Raw genomic sequence first — 18,661 nt, forward strand, 5'->3', positions numbered from 1 at the left:
CGTATGGTTGACAATGAGGAATATCGCGATCTGACGGGGTTGATCCGCTCTCGTTTCCACGAAGATTTTGACCTTTTCGGAAACTCAGTAGAAGAACTCGTTTCTTCCTACACCGAGAACATGCCAAGGAGTGACATTGACGCGCTCATATCTGACGTCGATTCATTCAAAGCCCACTATCCAGACACGCTGGAGTCAGAGTTTAAGAAGCGGTTCGGCCGCCAGTTCGATCCTGTTTTGTGGGGCTACACGACGGCTTCCTTCCTTGATGAAGTAAAACGGCTACTGAGTAAGTAGGCAATTGCTCAGGACGGTTAAAAAGAAGGCCCGCCATTGTCGCGGGTTTTTTCGCGTATACGACCGTCAACAGCCGCCCAAGTGCTTCGCCCACCCGTATGGAACCGGGAGGCGGACTTTAACGCCAAAGAGAGGAGGCCGCACCATGTGCCATATCCTCGCTTGTCCCGAGCAAACGCGATCCCCCATCTCACCCGAAACTATTGCCGTTCTAAGCGCCGCCAAATTGGCCGCCCAGAAACGTCTGGCCGATGCGCGCCGCAAGCTGTCCAGCGCGCAATCGGAATTATGGGCGATGGATCATTCGTATGACCGAGGACGGAGCGTGCCGTGGGCGGCCCGGCGCAGACAAGTCAAACCTCGTGGCACGGTTAAAGGACCGGCCGGCAACAACGACCCGCGACGAGACACTGACGTCAATCGCACTATCACGCATGCCAAGCGTGCGAACATTCGCACCGGTACAATCCTCCGATATCGATGTTCCCGCAGATCTGCCAAACCAAGCCGGAGCGTGTGATGGACGGCGATACCAGCAAAGCCCAATCCGACTGGATTTCCCGTTCGGAATCCACCCACGGAGTCGAACGCATCGAAGCGTTTTTCCACGGCAACGCGTACTCCATGCATCGGCATGACACCTACGCGATCGGCCTGACCCTCGCCGGCGTCCAATGCTTCCATTACCGGCGCGGTTTGCGCACCAGCCTACCCGGACAGACCATGGTCCTGCATCCCGACGAAGTGCACGACGGTCAGGCCGGCACGAACGAGGGATTTCGTTATCAGATGATTTACGTGCAGCCCGCCGCGATCCAGGAAGTCCTAGGCGGCCGCCCCCTGCCCTTCGTCGAAGGCGGCGTCACGACCGATCCGCGCCTGTTCGAAGCCACGCAGACAGCGCTGCGCCAGATGCGTGGCGACGCGGAGCCGCTCGAACGTGACGACGCGCTCGCCGGTCTCGCGCTCGCGCTGGATAACGCCTCGGGCGCGCGGCAGACGCGCAAGTCCGCGGATTTCGCGGCAGCGCAGCGAGCACGCGAATATCTGCACGCATCGTGCACGCACACCGTCACGCTCGATGAACTTGCCGTCGTCAGCGGGCAGGACCGCTGGAGCCTGTCGCGCGATTTCCGAACTTTTTACGGCACCAGCCCCTATCACTACCTGGTCATGCGCCGGCTCGAAGCCGCGCGCGCGATGATGCTGCGCAGCGTTTCCCTCGTGGACGCGGCGGCCGCAGCCGGCTTCGCCGACCAGAGCCACATGACCCGACATTTTCGCCACGCATACGGGATCCCGCCCGCACGTTGGCTCGCGATGACGAGCGATCGGCGCGCCGGCTAACGCAAGCTTGCACGATCGTTCAAGACACTCGCCGGCGGCGGGACTATGCTCTGTTCCAGGTATCACCCGAATGGAGCCACCATGCAAAGCGATTCCCAGCCGACACCCGAGCAACGCGGCCAATACAAGACCATCAACCTGCTCGACAAGATCAGTCAGATCGACGACCACTGGCAGCCGCGCGTCGTGGCTGAAATGAATGACTATCAGTTCAAGGTCGTAAAGATAGCCGGCGATTTCGTCTGGCATCGGCATGCCGATACGGACGAGACGTTCATCGTCCTCGCAGGCCGGTTGCGCATCGACTTCCGCGACCGCTCGATCGAACTGTTTCCCGGAGAAATGGCGGTGGTACCAAAGGGAGTCGAGCACAAGCCGTATGCCGAGTCCGAGGTGAAGCTGCTGCTCATCGAACCGCGCGGCGTCGTCAATACCGGCGATACGAGCAACGAAAGAACGGCCGAAAACGACGTATGGATCTGAGAGCCGCTATGCAAACGCCGCGGCCGATCGTTCGCGAAGCCGTTTTCCCCGCCGACACGCACAACCTCGTCGCCGTGATCCACGAGTATGTCCGCTGGCTGGATATGGATCTGTCGTACCGTGGATTCGATGCAGAAATGGACGCGTTCGAACACGTTTATACGCTGCCATCCGGCATGTTCTTCGTCGCCGACGCCGGCGGCGAGCTCGCCGGTTGCGCGGGGCTGCTGCGCCATACGGCAGAGACTGCGGAAATCAAACGGCTCTATGTTCGTGAAGCATTCAGAGGGTTGTCGCTTGGCGAAACGCTGGTCACATCGGTGATCGGGCAAGCGAAGACATTGGGATTCTCGACGCTGGTTCTCGACTCGGTTCCGCAAACCCGTTTTGCACAGCGCATCTACGAGCGGTTAGGGTTCGTCGAAACCGCGCCCTACTACGAGAATCCAGTCGAAGGCACACGGTTTCTTGCGCTCGATCTATGACCGCGAATGGCATCCTGTCGGTCGGTCAGACGCAGGTTAGCCGTCGCCATATGTCCAGCTTTTGAGCGTATGAAACCGAGGCATGGGCGGGACTGCTCGATGGCAAACGGACAAGCCGATATTGCACTCCCCGCTCGCCCAACGCTTTCATCCCGATTTTGGCCGCCGTCCCCCCGTTGAAGGCGATGGTAGCCAGTTTCGGCAGCGTATCGATCAGAGCAATCAGATCGTTGCTGGCATGGTCGCGAATCCGGCTATCCAGGCTTCCTGCTCGACGAGCCTCGGCAACGACATCCCATAGTCCGATATGGTGTTCGAGCAACGTCTCGAGACGCGTCGAATAGGCCATACCAACCAGATCCCGTTCTATCGCTTCACCGACCAGTAACCAGAATTTGTTCTGCGGGTGTGCGTAGTATTGGCCGTGAGCCAACGACACCTCGCCCGGCAAGCTACCGAGGATCAAGACCCGCGTATCAGCGTCGACGACAGGCGCAAAGCAACGCTTGAACGACATCAGCGGCTCCGCTCGTCGGCGCTGCGCGGCACGCTGTGCGCGCGCGACGCGGTGTGATCGAGCGGACGACCGTGCTCGCGCACCCGCGCGTGCGCGATATGCGCCGCGCCGGTGCCTGACGCGGCAGCGTGCGCGCGAGCGGCCGCGTCCAACGCACGCAAATGCTCCCACAGTGCCGGCAACATGCATTCGGTCACCATCAAAGGCGCGCCATGCCGCTCGAACACCGAGCGACGCGCCACCAGCGCATGCGGCGCATGCCGATCGCCGCCGTCGATTTCATGCGCGGCCAACCGATGCAACGGATGCCGCTGCCCCACCCTGCGGCTCACCAGTGACGAACGCGCGACACTGCTATCGCTATACAGCAACTCCGCGAGCGGCCGGGTGCGCAGCCGGCGCGTCGCCTGCCAGATGCCGACGCTCGCGGCACGCGGCGTCACGCTATGCGCGGCGACGAACGGCACGCCATCGACCGACAGCACCACTTCGCGCACCCACACCGGCGCGCGCGGCGCGAGTCCGAGCGCGGCGGCTTCGTCGGGCCACGGCAGCGCGACGGCTTCGCGAGTCACGCGCACCGCGACCGCGCCGAGCGCGCGCAGGTGCGCGGTCAGTGAACCGCCGCGGGTCAGCCAGTCTTTCTGGGCGGCGCTGAAAGTGGCCAAAGGCGCGACGCGCCAGTGGGCGTCGGCGGGATCGAAACGGATAGGCATGGTGTCGGATTATAGCGGCGTGCTCCGCGGTAATTTTTCGCGGCAACGACCGCGGCGATCGTGCGCGCTGCTTCAGCCAGGGGAGCCGACGCAAACCGGAAGGCAAAAAAAAATGCGCTGCCGAAGCAGCGCATTTCTCAACTACCGGACGTCAATCCAGCAACGACATCAACGCTTTCGGCTCACGCTCAACCCGCGCGCGACAGCAGCAACGCATTGGTCCGCTTCACGAAGCTCGCCGGATCTTCCAGCGCGCCGCCTTCGGCGAGCAGTGCCTGATCGAACAGCAGATGGCACCAGTCATCGAAATTCGCGCTATCGGCATGCAAACCCTTCACGAGGGCGTGCTCCGGATTCACTTCGAGAATCGGATGGAACTCAGGCGCCTGCTGGCCCGCGGCCTTCAGCATGCGCTGCAGGTAGCCGCTCATTTCGCCGTCGTCGGCAACGAGGCACGACGGCGAGTCGGTCAGGCGGAATGTCAGACGCACGTCCTTCGCCTTGTCCTTCAACGCTTCCTTCATCTTCTCGACGAGCGGCTTGAACGCTTCGCCGATCTTCTCCTGCGCCTCTTTTTCCTCGTCGTTCAGCGCGCCGAGATCGAGGTCGCCGCGCGCGACACTTTGCAGCGGCTTGCCGTCGAATTCGTTGAGGAACGACAACATCCATTCATCGACGCGATCGGTCAGCAACAGCACTTCGACGCCCTTCTTGCGGAACACTTCGAGATGCGGGCTGTTCGACGCGGCCTGCCACGTGTCGGCGGTCACGTAGTAGATCTTCGTCTGCTCGGGCTTCATGCGAGCGACGTAGTCGGCCAGCGACACGGTCTGCTCGGCCGTGCCCGTATGCGTCGTCGCGAAGCGCACGAGCTTCGCGACGCGCTCGCGATTGGCGAAGTCCTCGCCGATGCCTTCCTTCAGCACCTGGCCGAATTCCTTCCAGAAGCCGGCGTACTTTTCCTTATCGGCGTCGTTGTCCGCGTTGGCCAGTTCTTCCAGCATCGACAGCGCGCGCTTCGTCACGCCTTCGCGGATCGCCTTCACGTCGCGGCTTTCCTGCAGGATTTCGCGCGACACGTTGAGCGGCAGATCGGCCGAATCGACCACGCCCTTCACGAAGCGCAGGTACGTGGGCAGCAGTTGCTCGGCGTCGTCCATGATGAACACGCGCTTCACGTACAGCTTCAGGCCGCCGCGCTGCTCGCGGTTCCACAGATCGAACGGCGCGTGCGCCGGCACGTACAGCAGTTGCGTGTACTCGCTGCGGCCTTCGACGCGGTTATGCGTCCACGTCAGCGGATCTTGATGATCGTGCGAGATGTGCTGGTAGAACTGCTTGTATTGATCGTCGGTGATGTCGTTCTTCGGACGGGTCCACAGCGCGCTCGCCTGGTTGACGGTCTCGTCCTCGTCCTTCGTGACCATCTCGCTCTTTTCCGCGTCCCACTCTTCCTTCTTCATCAGGATCGGCAGCGCGACGTGGTCCGAGTACTTCTGGATGATCGACTTCAGCCGATACGACGACAGCAGTTCGTCCTCATCGGCACGCAGATGCAGCGTGATGGTCGTGCCGCGCGCGGCGCGCTCGATCGTCTCGACCGCGAAATCGCCTTCGCCCGCGCTTTCCCAGCGCACGCCGTCCGAGGCCGGCAAACCGGCGCGGCGCGTCTCGACGGTGATCTTGTCCGCGACGATGAAGCCCGAGTAGAAGCCCACGCCAAACTGGCCGATCAGCGCCGCGTCCTTCTGCTGGTCGCCCGACAGCTTGCCGAAGAATTCCCTGGTGCCCGAACGCGCGATCGTGCCGAGGTGCCCGATCGTCTCGTCGCGGCTCATGCCGATGCCGTTGTCGTCGATCGTGACGGTGCGCGCGGCCTTGTCGAACGACACCCGAATCCGCAGGTTCGGATCGTTCTCGTACAGCGCGCTGTTTTCGATCGCCTCGAAGCGCAGCTTGTCGGCCGCGTCGGACGCGTTCGAAATCAGCTCGCGCAGAAAGATTTCCTTGTTGCTGTACAGCGAATGGATCATCAGTTGCAGAAGTTGCTTCACTTCTGCCTGAAAGCTCATGGTTTCTTGTGCCATGGTCGGACTTCCTCTCGGTTGCGAATGGGGGATGAGCGGCGGCCGAAGCGGATTCCAACCGCGGTTCGGGCCCGCCGTGCCGGAGCGCCGGACCGCCGGATCGTCCGCGCAAATGGGGACGCTCCGGCGCGGTTTCAAGAGGCGCGGCGCGCGACGCCGTCGAGATAACGGCTTAGGAACGCCGGTAATTCAGGATCGCCGCAATTGGCGATGTTGAAGCGCATCCACGTGCTCGGCGACTGCTGCGGCGAAAACAGCCCGCCCGGCGTCAGCAGATAGCCGGCTTCGTGCCCGGCCGCGGCGAGCGCGCCTGCGTCGACGCCGGTGTCGGCCCACAGGAACATCCCGGCCGTCGGCGTCAGAAACAGCGTCATGCCGGTCTTCTCGATCATCCGCACGGCCTTCTCGCGCACGCCGTCGAGCCGTGCGCGAATGCGCTCGACGTGCCGCCGGTAGTGGCCCTCGGTCAGGATCTTGTAGATCACGCGCTCGTTCAACTCCGGGCTCGTCATGCCGACCAGCATCTTCTGATTGGCGACCACCGTCGCGACCTCTGCCGCGCATGCGATGAAACCGACGCGCAGATTCGGCGCAAGCGTCTTCGAGAAACTGCCGAGGTAGATCACGCGCTTTAGCTGATCGAGGCTCGCGAGGCGCGTACCCGCGTAGCTGGGCGGGCACAGGTCGCCGTAGATGTCGTCCTCGACGACGATGAAGTCGTACGCCTCGGCAAGCCGCAGGATGCGGAACGCCTGCGCGGCGCTCAGCGAGGTGCCGGTCGGGTTCTGCAGCACCGAGTTGATCACCAGCATTTTGGGGCGCCATTCCTGGACCAGCGCTTCGAGCGCGTCGAGATCGGGGCCGCCCGGCGTGTACGGCATGCCGACGAGCCGCGCGCCCTGCGACGCGAAGCAGCCGAACATCTGGAACCACGCCGGATCGCCGACGATCACCGCATCGCCCGGCTTCACGTAGATGCGCGAAATGAGGTCGATCGCCTGGGTGATGCCCGACACCATCACGATCTGCTCGGGCGACGCGCCGATCTCCAGCTCCTCGAGCCGCGTCTGCAACTGCTGACGCAGCGGCAGGAAACCCTGCGCGGTGCCGATGCCGAGCATCTGCATGCCGCTTTGCCGGCCGAGCGTGCGCAGCGCGTTGGTGATCAGGTCGCCGTCGAGCCAGCGGGCCGGCAGATAGCCGAGGCCCGGGCTGCGCTCGGGCCGCGCGCCGGTGTGCAGCATGTTGCGCAGCAGCCAGACGACGTCGATATTGGCCGGCGCGGGCAGCGTCTCGGCGCGCGGGTGCAGCTCGGTGACGCTCGCCGCGCCGCCCTGGCGTTCGCGCACATAGAAGCCGGAGCCGCGCCGCGACTCCAGAAAACCCTGCGCGACGAGCCGCTCGTACGCTTCGACCACCGTGAAGCGCGACACGCCCTTGTCGAGCGCGAGCTTGCGGATCGACGGCATGCGCATGCCGGGGCGGAACACGCGCTCCTCGATGCGGCGCCGCGCCCATTGGACCAGCTGTTCGACCAGCGTCAACGACGCGGTGTCGTGCGGGGCAGGAATCTGGGTAAGCGGGACGGACATGACGGACTCCAACTGTACCGAACAGTATCGCGCCGATTGTACCGTTACTGTGCAGGTCACGGCCGTTACATTTGAATCCAGCGAGGCTGGTGACACCATGTAAATCCATCCGCATGGCCCGCCGATCCGGCAAACGGTTATGCTTACGGCCCCGGCAGCGCAGCCTTCAGGCGTGGCGCGCAACTGGCCCTTGCGAAGAACAGCGTTTTCCGTCGATCCGCCATGACCACTCTGACAGCCCAATCGCTCAGTCTCGATCACCTCGTCGTCTCCGCGCGCACCCTGGACGAAGGCGTCCAGTACGTCGCCGATACGCTCGGCGTCGCGCCGGCCGGCGGCGGCGCGCATCCGCTGATGCGGACCCACAATCGCCTGCTCGGCCTGTGGGGCGGGGTCTACCTGGAAGTGATCGCCATCGATCCGCACGCCGCGGCCGACGCAACCGATGGCACCGCGCCGCGCCCGCGCCTGTTCGCGCTCGACGACCCGGCGACGCAGGCGCGACTGGAAAACGGGCCGTATCTGTCGCATTGGGTCGCGCGCGTCGAGCGGCCGAAGCATCTGGCGACATGGCAAGCGCAGTATCCGCAGCGCATCGCGCCGGTCGTGCCGATGACGCGCGGCGATTTCACGTGGGGCCTTACTGTGCCCGACGACGGGTCGTTCCCGGCGTGGCAAGGCGCCGGCGACGGCGTGCTGCCCTCGCTGATCCAGTGGGACTCGACGCGGCATCCGTCGCAGTCGCTGGCGCCGACCAACCTCGCGCTGAAAGCGTTGAAAGCCGTACATCCGCGGCCAGAGCTGATTGGCGAGCAACTGCGCTGGCTCGGCGCCGCGCACCTGCTCGACGTACAGCCGACCGACGGCGCGGCGGCGCTCGTCGCCGAATTCGAAACACCCGAGGGTTCTCGAACCCTCGGATAAACAGCGCGTGATTGTGCAACCCCCGTGGCAACCCCGGTGGCACCCCAGCGGCAATGGTTGGCCAGTCGCGCGATAATTGAAATTTTGACCGGTTCCAGAAATACCAGCAGAGGAGATCATGGACCAAAGCGACCTGAAAGCCCCGACGTGGCAATTGTCCGAACGCGCGCGCAAGCTCACGAGCTCCGCGATCCGCGAGATCCTGAAGGTCACGGAACGGCCCGAAGTCATCTCCTTCGCCGGCGGCCTCCCCTCGCCGGCCACCTTCCCGGCCGAGCGCATGCGCGAGGCGTCCGACCGCATCCTGCGCGACACGCCCGCCGCGGCGCTGCAGTACAGCGCGACCGAAGGTTATCTGCCGCTGCGCGAATGGATCGCGCAGCGCTACTCGACCAACGGCGCGCAGATCCGTGCGTCGCAGGTGCTGATCACAACCGGCTCGCAACAGGCGCTCGACCTGCTCGGCAAGGTGCTGATCTGCGTCGATAGCCCGGTGCTGGTCGAAACGCCGACCTACCTCGGCGCGCTGCAATCGTTCTCGATGTACGAGCCGCACTACGTGCAGGTGCCAACCGACGAGCAGGGCCTGATCCCCGAGGGCCTGAAGCCGGAACTGACCAATGGCGCGCGTCTGCTGTACGCGCAGCCGAATTTCCAGAATCCGACGGGCCGCCGTCTGCCGGTCGAACGCCGCCGCGCGCTCGCCGAGTTCGCGAAGACCGCGCCGTTCCCGGTGATCGAGGACGATCCCTACGGCGCGCTCGACTACGCGGGCGAACCGCTGCCGACGATGTTGTCGATGGCGCCCGATCACATCGTCTATCTCGGCTCGTTCTCGAAGGTGCTCGCGCCGGGTCTGCGGGTCGGTTTCATCATCGCGCCCGAGGAACTGATCTTCAAACTCGTGCAGGCCAAGCAGGCCACCGACCTGCACACGCCGAGCTTCACGCAGCGCATCGTGCACGAGGTGGTCAAGGACGGCTTTCTCGACACGCACGTGCCGACGATCCGCGAGCTGTATCGCAACCAGTGCGACGCGATGCTCACCGCGCTCGAGCGCTATATGCCCGAAGGCGTCAGCTGGAACCGTCCGGAAGGCGGCATGTTCATCTGGGTCAATCTGCCGGCGGGCATCGACACCATGAAGCTGCTCGAGGAAGCGGTCGCGCAGAATGTCGCGTTCGTGCCGGGCGCTCCGTTCTTCGCGAGCGAAGCCCAGCACAACACGCTGCGTCTGTCGTTCGTCACGGTGCCACCGGCTAAAATCGACGAAGGCGTGGCGCGTCTCGCCGCACTCGTGCGCGCGAAAATCTGAACGGCGTTAGCCGCACTGCCATCGGGGCGAAGCTTGCACGCGCGTTGCGTGCAGACTTCGCCCCGCCTGCATTCATGCAATCTCACCGAAACGAGGACACGACATGGCTCAATCGAATGTGTACGACAAGCTCAAGGAACTCGGCATCGAATTGCCGGCGGCGGGTGCGCCGGCGGCGGCCTATGTGATGAGCGCGCAAAGCGGCAACACGGTGTACCTGTCGGGCCACATCGCCAAGAAGGACGGCAAGGTGTGGGTCGGCAAGCTCGGCGCGACGCTCTCCACCGAGGAAGGTAAGGCCGCCGCGCGCTCGATCGCGATCGATCTGCTCGCCACCTTGCATGCGCACGTCGGCGACCTGAACCGCGTCACGCGCGTCGTCAAGCTGATGAGCCTCGTCAACTCGACGCTCGAGTTCACCGAGCAGCATCTGGTCACCAACGGTGCGTCCGAGCTGATCGCCGACGTGTTCGGCGAACGCGGCAAGCACGCGCGCTCGGCGTTCGGCGTCGCGCAGATTCCGCTCGGCGCGTGCGTGGAGATCGAGCTGATCGCCGAGGTCCAATAGCATCGACGCGATGTGACAATGCGTGCGGTGTCGCGCGAGATCGGCACCTGATTCACGCCGCATTGCGATTGAAACGCGCCGACCGGTGTTACGCACCGGCGGCGCGTTTTTGTTTTATGGCGACGGTGGATCGCCGCCGCGCAGGCGGATAGAATCCGCGAACTCCCTCAACGTCCATTGCGCCGGGGCCTGTCGATGTCCGCTCACACCGTTCGTTTCAAACAGGTCGACGTGTTTACGTCGACACCGTTCAAGGGCAATCCGCTTGCCGTCGTGTTCGATGCCGACGCGCTCGATACCGCGCAAATGCAGGCCATTGCGCGCTGGACCAATCTGTCCGAAACCACGTTTCTGCTAAAGCCGACCGACGCGGCCGCCGACTATCGCGTGCGCATCTTCACGCCGGGGGGCGAGTTGCCGTTCGCGGGTCATCCGACCTTGGGCACCGCGCATGCTTTGCGCGAAAGCGGCTACCAGCCGAAGCAGGCCGGCAAGCTGATCCAGCAATGCGGCGTGGGTCTCGTCGAACTCGAAGCGCTCGACGGCGGCGACAACATGCACGGCGCATGGGCGTTCGCCGCGCCGCCCGCGTGCGTGACACCACTCGCCGAGCATCGTTACGAAGCGCTGTCTACGGCTTTACGTAGTCAGGCGATCGACTTCAGCGCGCCGCCATGCGCGGTCGACAACGGTGCGCCGTGGCTCGTCGTGCGGGTCGATTCGGCACGCGCCTGCCTCGCGCTCGAACCCGACGCGGCGGCGCTCGCCGAGCTCGTGCATTCGGTCGACACGCACGGCGTCGCCGTGTATGGACCGCACGACGCCGACGGCCCCGCGACGTTCGAGGTCCGTTGCCTGATGGCGGGCGGCGGCTTCGGTGTCGGCGAAGACCCGGTGACGGGCAGCGCCAATGCCGCGCTCGCGGGTCTGCTGAACCTGCAGCACCGTCGTCCCGCCGCGCGCTACACGGCGCGTCAGGGCACCGCGCTCGGGCGCGCGGGCCACGTGTCGGTCCACTACGACGATGCGCGCGGCAAGATCTGGATCGGCGGGCCTTCGGTGACGATCGTCGACGGCACGTGCCGGCTCGCGTAAGCGAGCTGCGGCTTCGCGAGCACGCCACGGCGACACGCCACATGCCGCCGCTTCACACCACAAAAAGCCGCAGCGCGATGGTGTCGCCATACCTGGTTCTCCGAATTCATCGTGGCCGGATTGCAAAAGCCCTGCCAGAAACTGCCGAGTGGCAGGCACCGTTGCCGATGAAGTCTTCGACAAACCACGGACCGGCCGCGTCATAAGACCGGCGATGCAGGCCACGTGAAGAGCCGCACCTGGGCGCCCGCCGCGCGAGCGTATACCCCATGCCCGGAAGCTTCCTTAATCCGGTGGCATTCAGTAATATCGAACCGTATCCGATGACCTGTGGACGGTCCGGCGCGGCGCCACGCCCTCTCCTCCTGCGCAGCAGCTTTGGCATCTTGGTCACCATGCAGCCATCCATCTATTTCGCGCAGTCGATGCCCATGCGTTTGCAAGCGGCCCGCACCCAGCCAAGGCCCGCGCGATGACTCAGTCCCGCTTCTCCGAGCCGCGCGAAGCCAGGCCGCGACGCGATCCATTGGTCACGCGCCGGCGCGCATTGCTCGTCATTCCCGCCCTCGGGGTACTCGTACTGATCCTGCTGTGGACCGTGATCTTCGCGCGGCTGTCGGTAGAAAGGGACGCGACGTACCGCGAAGCGATGGCGTCTTCCGCCATACTTTCCGCGGCGCTCGAGCAGCACACCATCAAGGCGATTCACCAGGTCGATCAGATCACGCGCTTCGTCAAGTACGAGTTCGAAAAGACGCCCAATCATTTCGATCTCGCGAGCACGGTCGAAAAAGGTGTCGTGCAAAGCGAAACGCTCGTGCAGGTGTCGATAATCGACGAGCACGGCAGACTGATCGCCAATACGGCCGAACTCAACCCCGCTCACATCGACTTGTCTGACCGCGAGCACTTCAAGGTCCACGAGCACGAAAACGACGACCAGCTGTACATCAGCAAGCCCGTGCTCGGCCGCGTGTCGGGTCACTGGACGCTGCAGATGACGCGGCGTCTCAATCATCCGGACGGCTCGTTCGCGGGCGTCATCGTGGTCTCCGAAGACCCGAGCTACTTTACCTCGGACTTCTACAACAACGCGGCGATCGGCCGCGAAGGCGTGATCGCGGTGATCTCGGACAGCGGCACCGTGCTCGCGCGCCGCACCGGCAACGCCAGCAGGACGAGCAGCACGTTCACCGCGAGCGGCACGTATCCGACCTCGGAGCATGTGTCGGGCACCTACGTCGATTCGATCGACAACGTCACGCGCATCGTGTCGTACCGGCACATCGACGGCTATCCGCTCGGCGTGCTCGTCGGTCTTTCGCAGGGCGAAGAATTCGCCGATTACAACCACACGCGCAACGTCTATCTGTTGATGGCGGGCTTCATCTCGCTCGCGATGCTCAGCTTCTTCGCGGTCGCGACCGGCCTGATAGGCAAACTGCTCGGCCGCGAGCGCGAGATGACGGAACTCGTCGAATACGATCTGTTGACCGGCCTGCGCAATCGCTACGCGACGCTGCAGGCGCTGCGCCATGACGTCGCGCAGCCGTTCAACCTGGGTCGCCTCGCGATTCTTTTTATCGACCTCGACAACTTCAAGACCGTCAACGACACGCTCGGCCACAACGCCGGCGACATCGTGCTGCAGATGACAGCCTCGCGCCTCGCCGCCGCGGTCGGCGACGACGGCGCGCTGAGCCGCATCGGCGGGGACGAGTTCGTCGTCGTGATCAAGGGCGACGATGTCGAAAAGCGCGCGGTTGCGCTCGCCGAGGCCGCCGGCGAAGCGTTCTCGAAGCCGTTCGAGGTGCGCGGCAGCGCGTTCGTGCTGCATGCGAGCATCGGCATCGCGCTGTACTCGGTCGCCAACGAAAGCGAGATCGACCTGCTGAAGAAAGCCGACCTCGCGATGTACAGCGCGAAGGACGCCGGCAAGAACTGCTACCAGTTCTATTCGCCGCATCTGTCGCATCGCGCGGACCATCTGATGAAGTGGGAACAGCAGTTGCGCGTCGCGCTGGCCGAGGGGCAACTGTTCCTCGCCTATCAGCCGAAGATCGATCTGAAGCGCCGCTGCATCACCGGCTTCGAAGCGCTCGTGCGCTGGAACCATCCGCAGCACGGACTGATCCCGGCCAACGAGTTCATCCCCGTGGCCGAGTCGACCGGCCTGATCGTGCCGATCGGCGACTTCGTGATCGAGACCGCATGCCGTCAGCTCGCGCAATGGCAGCAGCAGGGCTACGACACGCTATCGCTCGCGGTGAACATTTCGGCGGTGCAGTTCTGGCGCGGCGACCTGCTCGAAACGGTCTCGCGCGCGATCGAGGAAACCGGCATCTCCGCGCGTCGCCTCGAACTCGAAATCACCGAAACGACGATGATGGAATTTCCGGAAGTGGTCTCCGAAAAAATCTTCGCCCTGAAGCGTCTCGGCGTACGCATCGCGCTCGACGATTTCGGCACCGGCTACTCTTCGCTGTCCTATCTCAACCGCTTTGCCGTCGATACGCTGAAGGTGGACCGCTCGTTCGTCCAGGCGATTCCGGGCGACCGCAGCGTCTGCGTAATGGTCACCGCGATCGTCAACCTCGCGCGCTCGCTCGGGCTCACGGTGGTGGTCGAAGGCACGGAGACCGAAGAGCAGATTGCGTGGCTGGCCGCGCTCGGCCATATCGAGGCACAGGGCTTTCTGTTCTCGCGGCCGGTGCCAGTGGAGGCGATCCCGGCACTGCTCGAGCGCTTCGGGGTATGCGGCATGAACAGCGTCGGCGGCCGCCGCGTCGCGCACGAAGCCCACAGCGCAAGCAGCCTATCCAGCAACAATTAAAGGACGGGCGCCCGCACGGCGGGGCCCGCGCAGCGCCGATGCAGACCATCACGAGCGATGAGGCTGCCCGCCGCGGGCAACGGGAACCGCTATGGACGCTGTTCCGGGTCGTGTGCGGCCTGTCGGCGCTGTCGTGGGGCGGTCTCGCGTTGATGGCGCAGCTCGAGCATCATTACGTGGAACGCGAGGGGCGGCTCTCGCGCGTGGCGTTCTCGGACCTGATCGCGCTCGCGTGGATGGTGCCGGGACCCGTCGGCTGCAACGTCGCCGTGCAGCTCGGGCACGCGCTGCGCGGACGCGCGGGCGCATGGGTCGCCGGGGTGGCGAGCGTACTGCCCTTCTTCACGCTGATGACGCTGTTCGCGATCTTCTATCGCACGCCCATCGCGCACACGATCGCGTCGCAAACCCTGCTGCATCACTTCAGCGTCGTGCTCGCGACGCTGATCGCGGTCACCTGGTACAAGCAAACCCGCGCGCTCGTGCGCGGCAAGCTCGAATGGACGGCGGCGCTGCTCGGCAGCATCGCGCTGCTCTATGCGCACAGCGCCGCGGCGTATGTGGTGATGCTCGGCGCGGCCTTCGGCGCCGGCTGGTTCGCGAGTCGGGAGCGCGACTCGCGACTCGCCGTGTCGCTCCAGTGCGGCGACTATCGGCTGCTGGCCGCGCTCGGCGTGCTGCTCGTGCTGTTTGCGCTGCCGCTGCCGCATCGCTATGACCTCGCGCTGCTGTGGCCGCGCCTCGCGGGCGCCGGCATGACGCTGTTCGGCGGCGGCTTCTCGGCGTTGCCGGTGCTGAAGACGCTGTTCGTTACGCCGGTGGTCGGCGTATCCGATAACGACTTCACGCTCGCGTTTACGCTGTCGCCGTTGTCCCCGGGACCCCTGCTGAACGTGGTCCCGTTCTTCGGTTATCTCGTCGATGGCTGGCTCGGCGCGCTGATCGCGACGCTCGCGCTATTCGTGCCGTCAGGCTGCCTCGTCGTGCTCGCGCAGCGGCATCTGCATCAGTTGAAGGTGAACCCGCGCTTCGAGCACGGCATGAGGATTCTGCGCGCGGTCACGACCGCGTTTCTCGCGGTCGCGGTACTGCGCATTGCCGTGCACGTACCGCTGGAGCCGATCTATCTGCTGACCGCGACGTTCTCCGCGATGTGCTTCGCGAAGCTGAAGGTGCCGGTGTATGCCGTGTATGGAACGGTGGCGGTGGCGTGCGGTTTGTGGCTCGCGTACGGCGCCACGACGTGATGCGTCGCGGGCCGCACGAAGCCTGCTGCGCCGTTGGCGATCCGGCGGTCCGGCGGTCCGGCGATCCGGCGGTCCGGCGATCAGAACCCGCGCGACAGCACAGCGAAGCCGATCGTCACGACGCCCAGCACGAGATTGATCAGCACGAGACGGCGGACCGTGCCGACCGCCTGCGCGCCATCGGGCCACTTCTGCGCCTGCACCGCGCGGCGAATGCGCGGATACACGGCGAAGCGGATATGCCCAAAGATCAGCATCATCACGATGCCGAGACCGGCCATCGCATGCAGCGGCCAGCTAGCATGAGCGCCGCCGAATTGCATCAGCAGGAAGCCGCCGCTGATCAGGATCACGAGAACCGACACCCCGACCCAGTTGAAGAAGCGGCCAAATACCGACTCCCACAGCGGCAGGCGCAGTTGCGGCGACAGATCGCCGAGCGCAGGACGCAGGCAGAAATGCGCGAACACCATACCGCCGACCCACACCGCCACCCCGAGCAGATGCAGAAAAAGCGCGACTTCGATAGCCTTGTTCATGTAGTTTTCCTCTCCCGACGACGCCACACCGTTTAGGACACGCGATCCCGCTCAGCACCAACTGAGCGCGTTCGACCATACGTGATGCAGGCAGTTCCGGGTATCGACGTCTATTGCGTCGTGTTTTGTCGTTGTGATCGCGGCCCGTTCATCTGGCCGCGACGCGGCCGCGCCCCGTTTGCTTCCACACCCTTCGCGCGACGGACATTGCTGCGACAGACCGCGAGCGCCCCGCATGCTAGCAGGCGCTCACGGTTTTACAGCGTCAAACTTCGTTAAATCGACTCCACTAGGCCGGCAGCACCGGACGCATGCCGTCGAGCTTCAGCTTGCTGACGGGCGCGCGTCCCTTGCGTGCACGCTTGCCGACATGCGCCGCAAGCTCGGCGCCGGCCAGCTTCTCCTCGTCGACGCGGCCGCCACGACGCGTGCCGATCAGCATCACGCCTGCTTGATTGATCGCGAGCGCCTGCACGAGCGTTTCGTTGTCGTCGAGCGCCATCAGCGTGACGCCACGGCCGCCGCCCGACAGCGTCTTCATCTCGTCGAGGCCGAACACGAGCAGACGCCCGCCCGACGACAGACACGCGACCTGCGCCGCGTCCGGCAGCATCGGCATCGGCGCGAGCGGCGCGGCGCCGGCGTCGATCGTCATGAACGACTTGCCGGCCTTCACGCGGCTCACCATATCGCCGACCTTCGCGATGAAGCCGAAGCCGTTGCTCGACGCGAGCAGCAGCGCCTGTTCCGCCGACGCCGCGTAGTAGTGCATCAAATGACTGCCCGATTCGAGCTCGATCAGCGACGTGACCGGCACGCCGTCGCCGCGTCCGCCCGGCAGCTGAGCCACCGCGACCGAATAGACGCGCCCGTTGCTACCCCACGCGATCAGCGTATCGGGCGTGCGGCATTGGAACGCCGCGTAAAGGCCGTCGCCGGCCTTGAAGCTGAAGCCGGCCGTATCGAGCCCGTGGCCCTTCAGCGCGCGCACCCAGCCCTTCTGCGACACCACGACGGTGACCGGCTCATCGACCACGCGCGCTTCGAACGTCGCGCGCTTTTCCTGCTGGATCAGCGTGCGGCGCTCGTCGCCATACTGTTTCGCGTCGGCTTCGATTTCCTTGATCAGCAGGCGCTTCATCGCCGGTTCGCTGCCGAGCAGCTCTTCGAGCTTGGCCTTCTCGTCGCGCAGCTCGGCCAGTTCCTTCTCGATCTTGATCTTCTCGAGGCGCGCCAACTGACGCAGCCGGATTTCGAGGATGTCCTCGGCCTGGCGATCCGTGAGACCGAACGCGGCCATCAGCGCGACCTTCGGCTCGTCCGATTCGCGAATGATGCGGATGACTTCGTCGATATTCAGGAAGACGATCATCCGGCCTTCGAGAATATGGATGCGGTCGTCGACCTTCGACAGACGATGCCGCGTGCGGCGCGTCACCGTCGCGAAACGGAACGCGATCCACTCGTGCAGGATTTCGCTCAAGCCCTTCTGACGCGGCCGGCCATCGCCGCCGACCATCACCATGTTCAGCGGTGCGTTCGATTCGAGGCTCGTATGCGCGAGCAGCGTGTTGACGAAGTCGGTCTGATCGATGCGGCTCGACTTCGGCTCGAACACGAGACGCACCGGCGCGTCCTTGCCCGATTCGTCGCGCACCGCGTCGACGAGCCCGAGCAGCGTCTGCCGCGTCTGCAACTGCTCGGGCGTCAGCGTCTTCTTGCCGAGCTTGATTTTCGGGTTGGTCTGTTCTTCGATTTCCTCGAGCACCTTCTGCGCGGCCGTATTCGGCGGCAGTTCGGTGATCACGAGTTGCCACTGGCCGCGCGCGAGATCCTCGATCTTCCAGCGCGCGCGCACCTTCAGGCTGCCGCGGCCGATTTCGTACGCGGTGGCGATTTCCGCCTCGCTCGAAATGATCTGGCCGCCGCCGGGGAAGTCCGGACCGGGCACGTGCTGCATCAGCTCCGCATGCGAGAGCTTCGGATTGCGGATCAGCGCGACCGCCGCTCCTGCGACTTCGCGCAGGTTGTGCGACGGAATTTCCGTCGCGAGGCCGACGGCGATGCCCGATGCGCCATTGAGCAGCACGAACGGCAGACGCGCCGGCAGCACCTTCGGCTCTTCGAACGAGCCGTCGTAGTTCGGCATGAAGTCGACCGTGCCCTGATCGATTTCGGCGAGCAGCAGCTTTGCGATCGGCGTCAGGCGCGCTTCGGTGTAACGCATCGCCGCCGCGCCGTCGCCGTCGCGCGAGCCGAAGTTGCCCTGGCCGTCGATCAGCGGATAGCGCATCGAAAAGTCTTGCGCGAGACGCACGAGTGCGTCGTACGCGGACTGGTCGCCGTGCGGGTGATACTTACCGAGCACGTCGCCGACCACGCGCGCCGATTTGACCGGCTTCGCGTTGTCGCCAAGGCCCATCTCGTTCATCGCGAACAGGATGCGGCGCTGCACCGGCTTCTGCCCATCGCAAACATCGGGCAGCGCGCGGCCCTTGACCACGCTGACCGCATACTCGAGGTACGCGCGCTCCGCGTAGTTGCCGAGCGTCAGCACGTCGCTGTCCGACGGTGGCTCGTTGAAAAGGTCGAGAGTGTTATCGTCGTCCATCTAGA

At 64.6% G+C, this 18,661-nt stretch carries 16 protein-coding genes; 10 read left to right on the top strand and 6 right to left on the bottom strand.

Annotated features, from left to right (window positions below; genetic code table 11):
• Positions 1-3: 3 nt before the first annotated feature.
• The 4 genes from OKW30_RS13650 to OKW30_RS13665 all read left to right on the top strand — a co-directional run bounded on the left by OKW30_RS13650 (position 4) and on the right by OKW30_RS13665 (position 2,612).
• Entirely contained in the window at positions 4-297 is a 294-nt protein-coding gene (locus OKW30_RS13650; protein WP_184065611.1) for a contact-dependent growth inhibition system immunity protein, read from the top strand.
• A gap of 519 nt (positions 298-816) precedes the next feature.
• Positions 817-1,644, top strand: a complete 828-nt coding sequence (locus OKW30_RS13655; protein ID WP_429346913.1) for an AraC family transcriptional regulator — start codon at positions 817-819, stop codon at positions 1,642-1,644.
• An 81-nt stretch (positions 1,645-1,725) separates the two neighbouring features.
• Positions 1,726-2,127, top strand: a complete 402-nt coding sequence (locus tag OKW30_RS13660; RefSeq protein WP_429346914.1) for a cupin domain-containing protein — start codon at positions 1,726-1,728, stop codon at positions 2,125-2,127.
• A complete protein-coding gene (locus OKW30_RS13665) occupies positions 2,118-2,612 on the top strand; it encodes a GNAT family N-acetyltransferase (RefSeq protein WP_260336411.1) in 495 nt (164 codons plus the stop codon). The genes OKW30_RS13660 and OKW30_RS13665 overlap by 10 nt, the downstream gene beginning before the upstream one ends.
• Positions 2,613-2,637: 25 nt before the next feature.
• Here OKW30_RS13665 and OKW30_RS13670 read toward each other — a convergent pair whose 3' ends face one another.
• From OKW30_RS13670 to OKW30_RS13685, 4 genes are all read right to left on the bottom strand, one after another.
• Positions 2,638-3,129: a DNA-deoxyinosine glycosylase gene (locus tag OKW30_RS13670; RefSeq protein ID WP_184065605.1), complete on the bottom strand. Its 492-nt coding sequence runs from the start codon at positions 3,127-3,129 to the stop codon at positions 2,638-2,640.
• A complete protein-coding gene (locus tag OKW30_RS13675) occupies positions 3,129-3,845 on the bottom strand; it encodes a chorismate--pyruvate lyase family protein (protein WP_429346915.1) in 717 nt (238 codons plus the stop codon). The genes OKW30_RS13670 and OKW30_RS13675 overlap by 1 nt, the downstream gene beginning before the upstream one ends.
• A 188-nt stretch (positions 3,846-4,033) precedes the next feature.
• Positions 4,034-5,932 (bottom strand): molecular chaperone HtpG, encoded by a 1,899-nt coding sequence (gene htpG, locus OKW30_RS13680; RefSeq protein ID WP_429346916.1) that lies wholly within the window; start codon positions 5,930-5,932, stop codon positions 4,034-4,036.
• Positions 5,933-6,066: 134 nt separating this feature from the next.
• Positions 6,067-7,524: a PLP-dependent aminotransferase family protein gene (locus tag OKW30_RS13685; RefSeq protein ID WP_184065596.1), complete on the bottom strand. Its 1,458-nt coding sequence runs from the start codon at positions 7,522-7,524 to the stop codon at positions 6,067-6,069.
• A 231-nt stretch (positions 7,525-7,755) separates the two neighbouring features.
• Here OKW30_RS13685 and OKW30_RS13690 point away from each other — a divergent pair, with 231 nt between their 5' ends.
• From OKW30_RS13690 to OKW30_RS13715, 6 genes are all read left to right on the top strand, one after another.
• A complete protein-coding gene (locus tag OKW30_RS13690; protein ID WP_184065760.1) occupies positions 7,756-8,448 on the top strand; it encodes a VOC family protein in 693 nt (230 codons plus the stop codon).
• A 118-nt stretch (positions 8,449-8,566) separates the two neighbouring features.
• Positions 8,567-9,763, top strand: a complete 1,197-nt coding sequence (locus tag OKW30_RS13695) for a PLP-dependent aminotransferase family protein (RefSeq protein WP_429346917.1) — start codon at positions 8,567-8,569, stop codon at positions 9,761-9,763.
• Positions 9,764-9,866: 103 nt separating this feature from the next.
• Entirely contained in the window at positions 9,867-10,331 is a 465-nt protein-coding gene (locus OKW30_RS13700) for a RidA family protein (protein WP_090803605.1), read from the top strand.
• A gap of 195 nt (positions 10,332-10,526) precedes the next feature.
• The gene (locus OKW30_RS13705) at positions 10,527-11,426 is read left to right on the top strand and encodes a PhzF family phenazine biosynthesis protein (RefSeq protein WP_429346918.1); all 900 of its coding nucleotides are present in this window, start codon (positions 10,527-10,529) and stop codon (positions 11,424-11,426) included.
• A gap of 472 nt (positions 11,427-11,898) precedes the next feature.
• A complete protein-coding gene (locus tag OKW30_RS13710) occupies positions 11,899-14,259 on the top strand; it encodes a bifunctional diguanylate cyclase/phosphodiesterase (RefSeq protein WP_429346919.1) in 2,361 nt (786 codons plus the stop codon).
• 38 nt (positions 14,260-14,297) lie between these two features.
• Positions 14,298-15,506, top strand: coding sequence for a chromate transporter (locus tag OKW30_RS13715; RefSeq protein WP_429346920.1), 1,209 nt, complete (start codon positions 14,298-14,300; stop codon positions 15,504-15,506).
• 80 nt (positions 15,507-15,586) lie between these two features.
• Here OKW30_RS13715 and OKW30_RS13720 read toward each other — a convergent pair whose 3' ends face one another.
• Both OKW30_RS13720 and parC read right to left on the bottom strand, forming a co-directional pair.
• Entirely contained in the window at positions 15,587-16,045 is a 459-nt protein-coding gene (locus OKW30_RS13720) for a CopD family protein (RefSeq protein ID WP_184045759.1), read from the bottom strand.
• 289 nt (positions 16,046-16,334) lie between these two features.
• Complete coding sequence (parC, locus tag OKW30_RS13725; RefSeq protein ID WP_429346921.1) at positions 16,335-18,656, bottom strand: DNA topoisomerase IV subunit A; 2,322 nt, start codon at positions 18,654-18,656, stop codon at positions 16,335-16,337.
• Positions 18,657-18,661 lie beyond the last annotated feature (5 nt).

This window comes from Paraburkholderia sp. Clong3 (assembly GCF_050436485.1).
In the GTDB taxonomy this organism is placed as follows: domain Bacteria; phylum Pseudomonadota; class Gammaproteobacteria; order Burkholderiales; family Burkholderiaceae; genus Paraburkholderia; species Paraburkholderia tuberum.

Excerpts from the sequence above, each read along its gene's own strand:
- OKW30_RS13655 (WP_429346913.1), top strand. The coding sequence starts at position 817 with ATGGACGGCGATACCAGCAAAGCCCAATCCGACTGGATTTCCCGTTCG.
- htpG (WP_429346916.1), bottom strand. The coding sequence starts at position 5,932 with ATGGCACAAGAAACCATGAGCTTTCAGGCAGAAGTGAAGCAACTTCTG.
- OKW30_RS13670 (WP_184065605.1), bottom strand. The coding sequence starts at position 3,129 with ATGTCGTTCAAGCGTTGCTTTGCGCCTGTCGTCGACGCTGATACGCGG.
- parC (WP_429346921.1), bottom strand. The coding sequence starts at position 18,656 with ATGGACGACGATAACACTCTCGACCTTTTCAACGAGCCACCGTCGGAC.
- OKW30_RS13720 (WP_184045759.1), bottom strand. The coding sequence starts at position 16,045 with ATGAACAAGGCTATCGAAGTCGCGCTTTTTCTGCATCTGCTCGGGGTG.
- OKW30_RS13700 (WP_090803605.1), top strand. The coding sequence starts at position 9,867 with ATGGCTCAATCGAATGTGTACGACAAGCTCAAGGAACTCGGCATCGAA.
- OKW30_RS13675 (WP_429346915.1), bottom strand. The coding sequence starts at position 3,845 with ATGCCTATCCGTTTCGATCCCGCCGACGCCCACTGGCGCGTCGCGCCT.
- OKW30_RS13665 (WP_260336411.1), top strand. The coding sequence starts at position 2,118 with ATGGATCTGAGAGCCGCTATGCAAACGCCGCGGCCGATCGTTCGCGAA.
- OKW30_RS13650 (WP_184065611.1), top strand. The coding sequence starts at position 4 with ATGGTTGACAATGAGGAATATCGCGATCTGACGGGGTTGATCCGCTCT.
- OKW30_RS13705 (WP_429346918.1), top strand. The coding sequence starts at position 10,527 with ATGTCCGCTCACACCGTTCGTTTCAAACAGGTCGACGTGTTTACGTCG.
- OKW30_RS13660 (WP_429346914.1), top strand. The coding sequence starts at position 1,726 with ATGCAAAGCGATTCCCAGCCGACACCCGAGCAACGCGGCCAATACAAG.
- OKW30_RS13715 (WP_429346920.1), top strand. The coding sequence starts at position 14,298 with ATGCAGACCATCACGAGCGATGAGGCTGCCCGCCGCGGGCAACGGGAA.
- OKW30_RS13710 (WP_429346919.1), top strand. The coding sequence starts at position 11,899 with ATGACTCAGTCCCGCTTCTCCGAGCCGCGCGAAGCCAGGCCGCGACGC.
- OKW30_RS13685 (WP_184065596.1), bottom strand. The coding sequence starts at position 7,524 with ATGTCCGTCCCGCTTACCCAGATTCCTGCCCCGCACGACACCGCGTCG.
- OKW30_RS13695 (WP_429346917.1), top strand. The coding sequence starts at position 8,567 with ATGGACCAAAGCGACCTGAAAGCCCCGACGTGGCAATTGTCCGAACGC.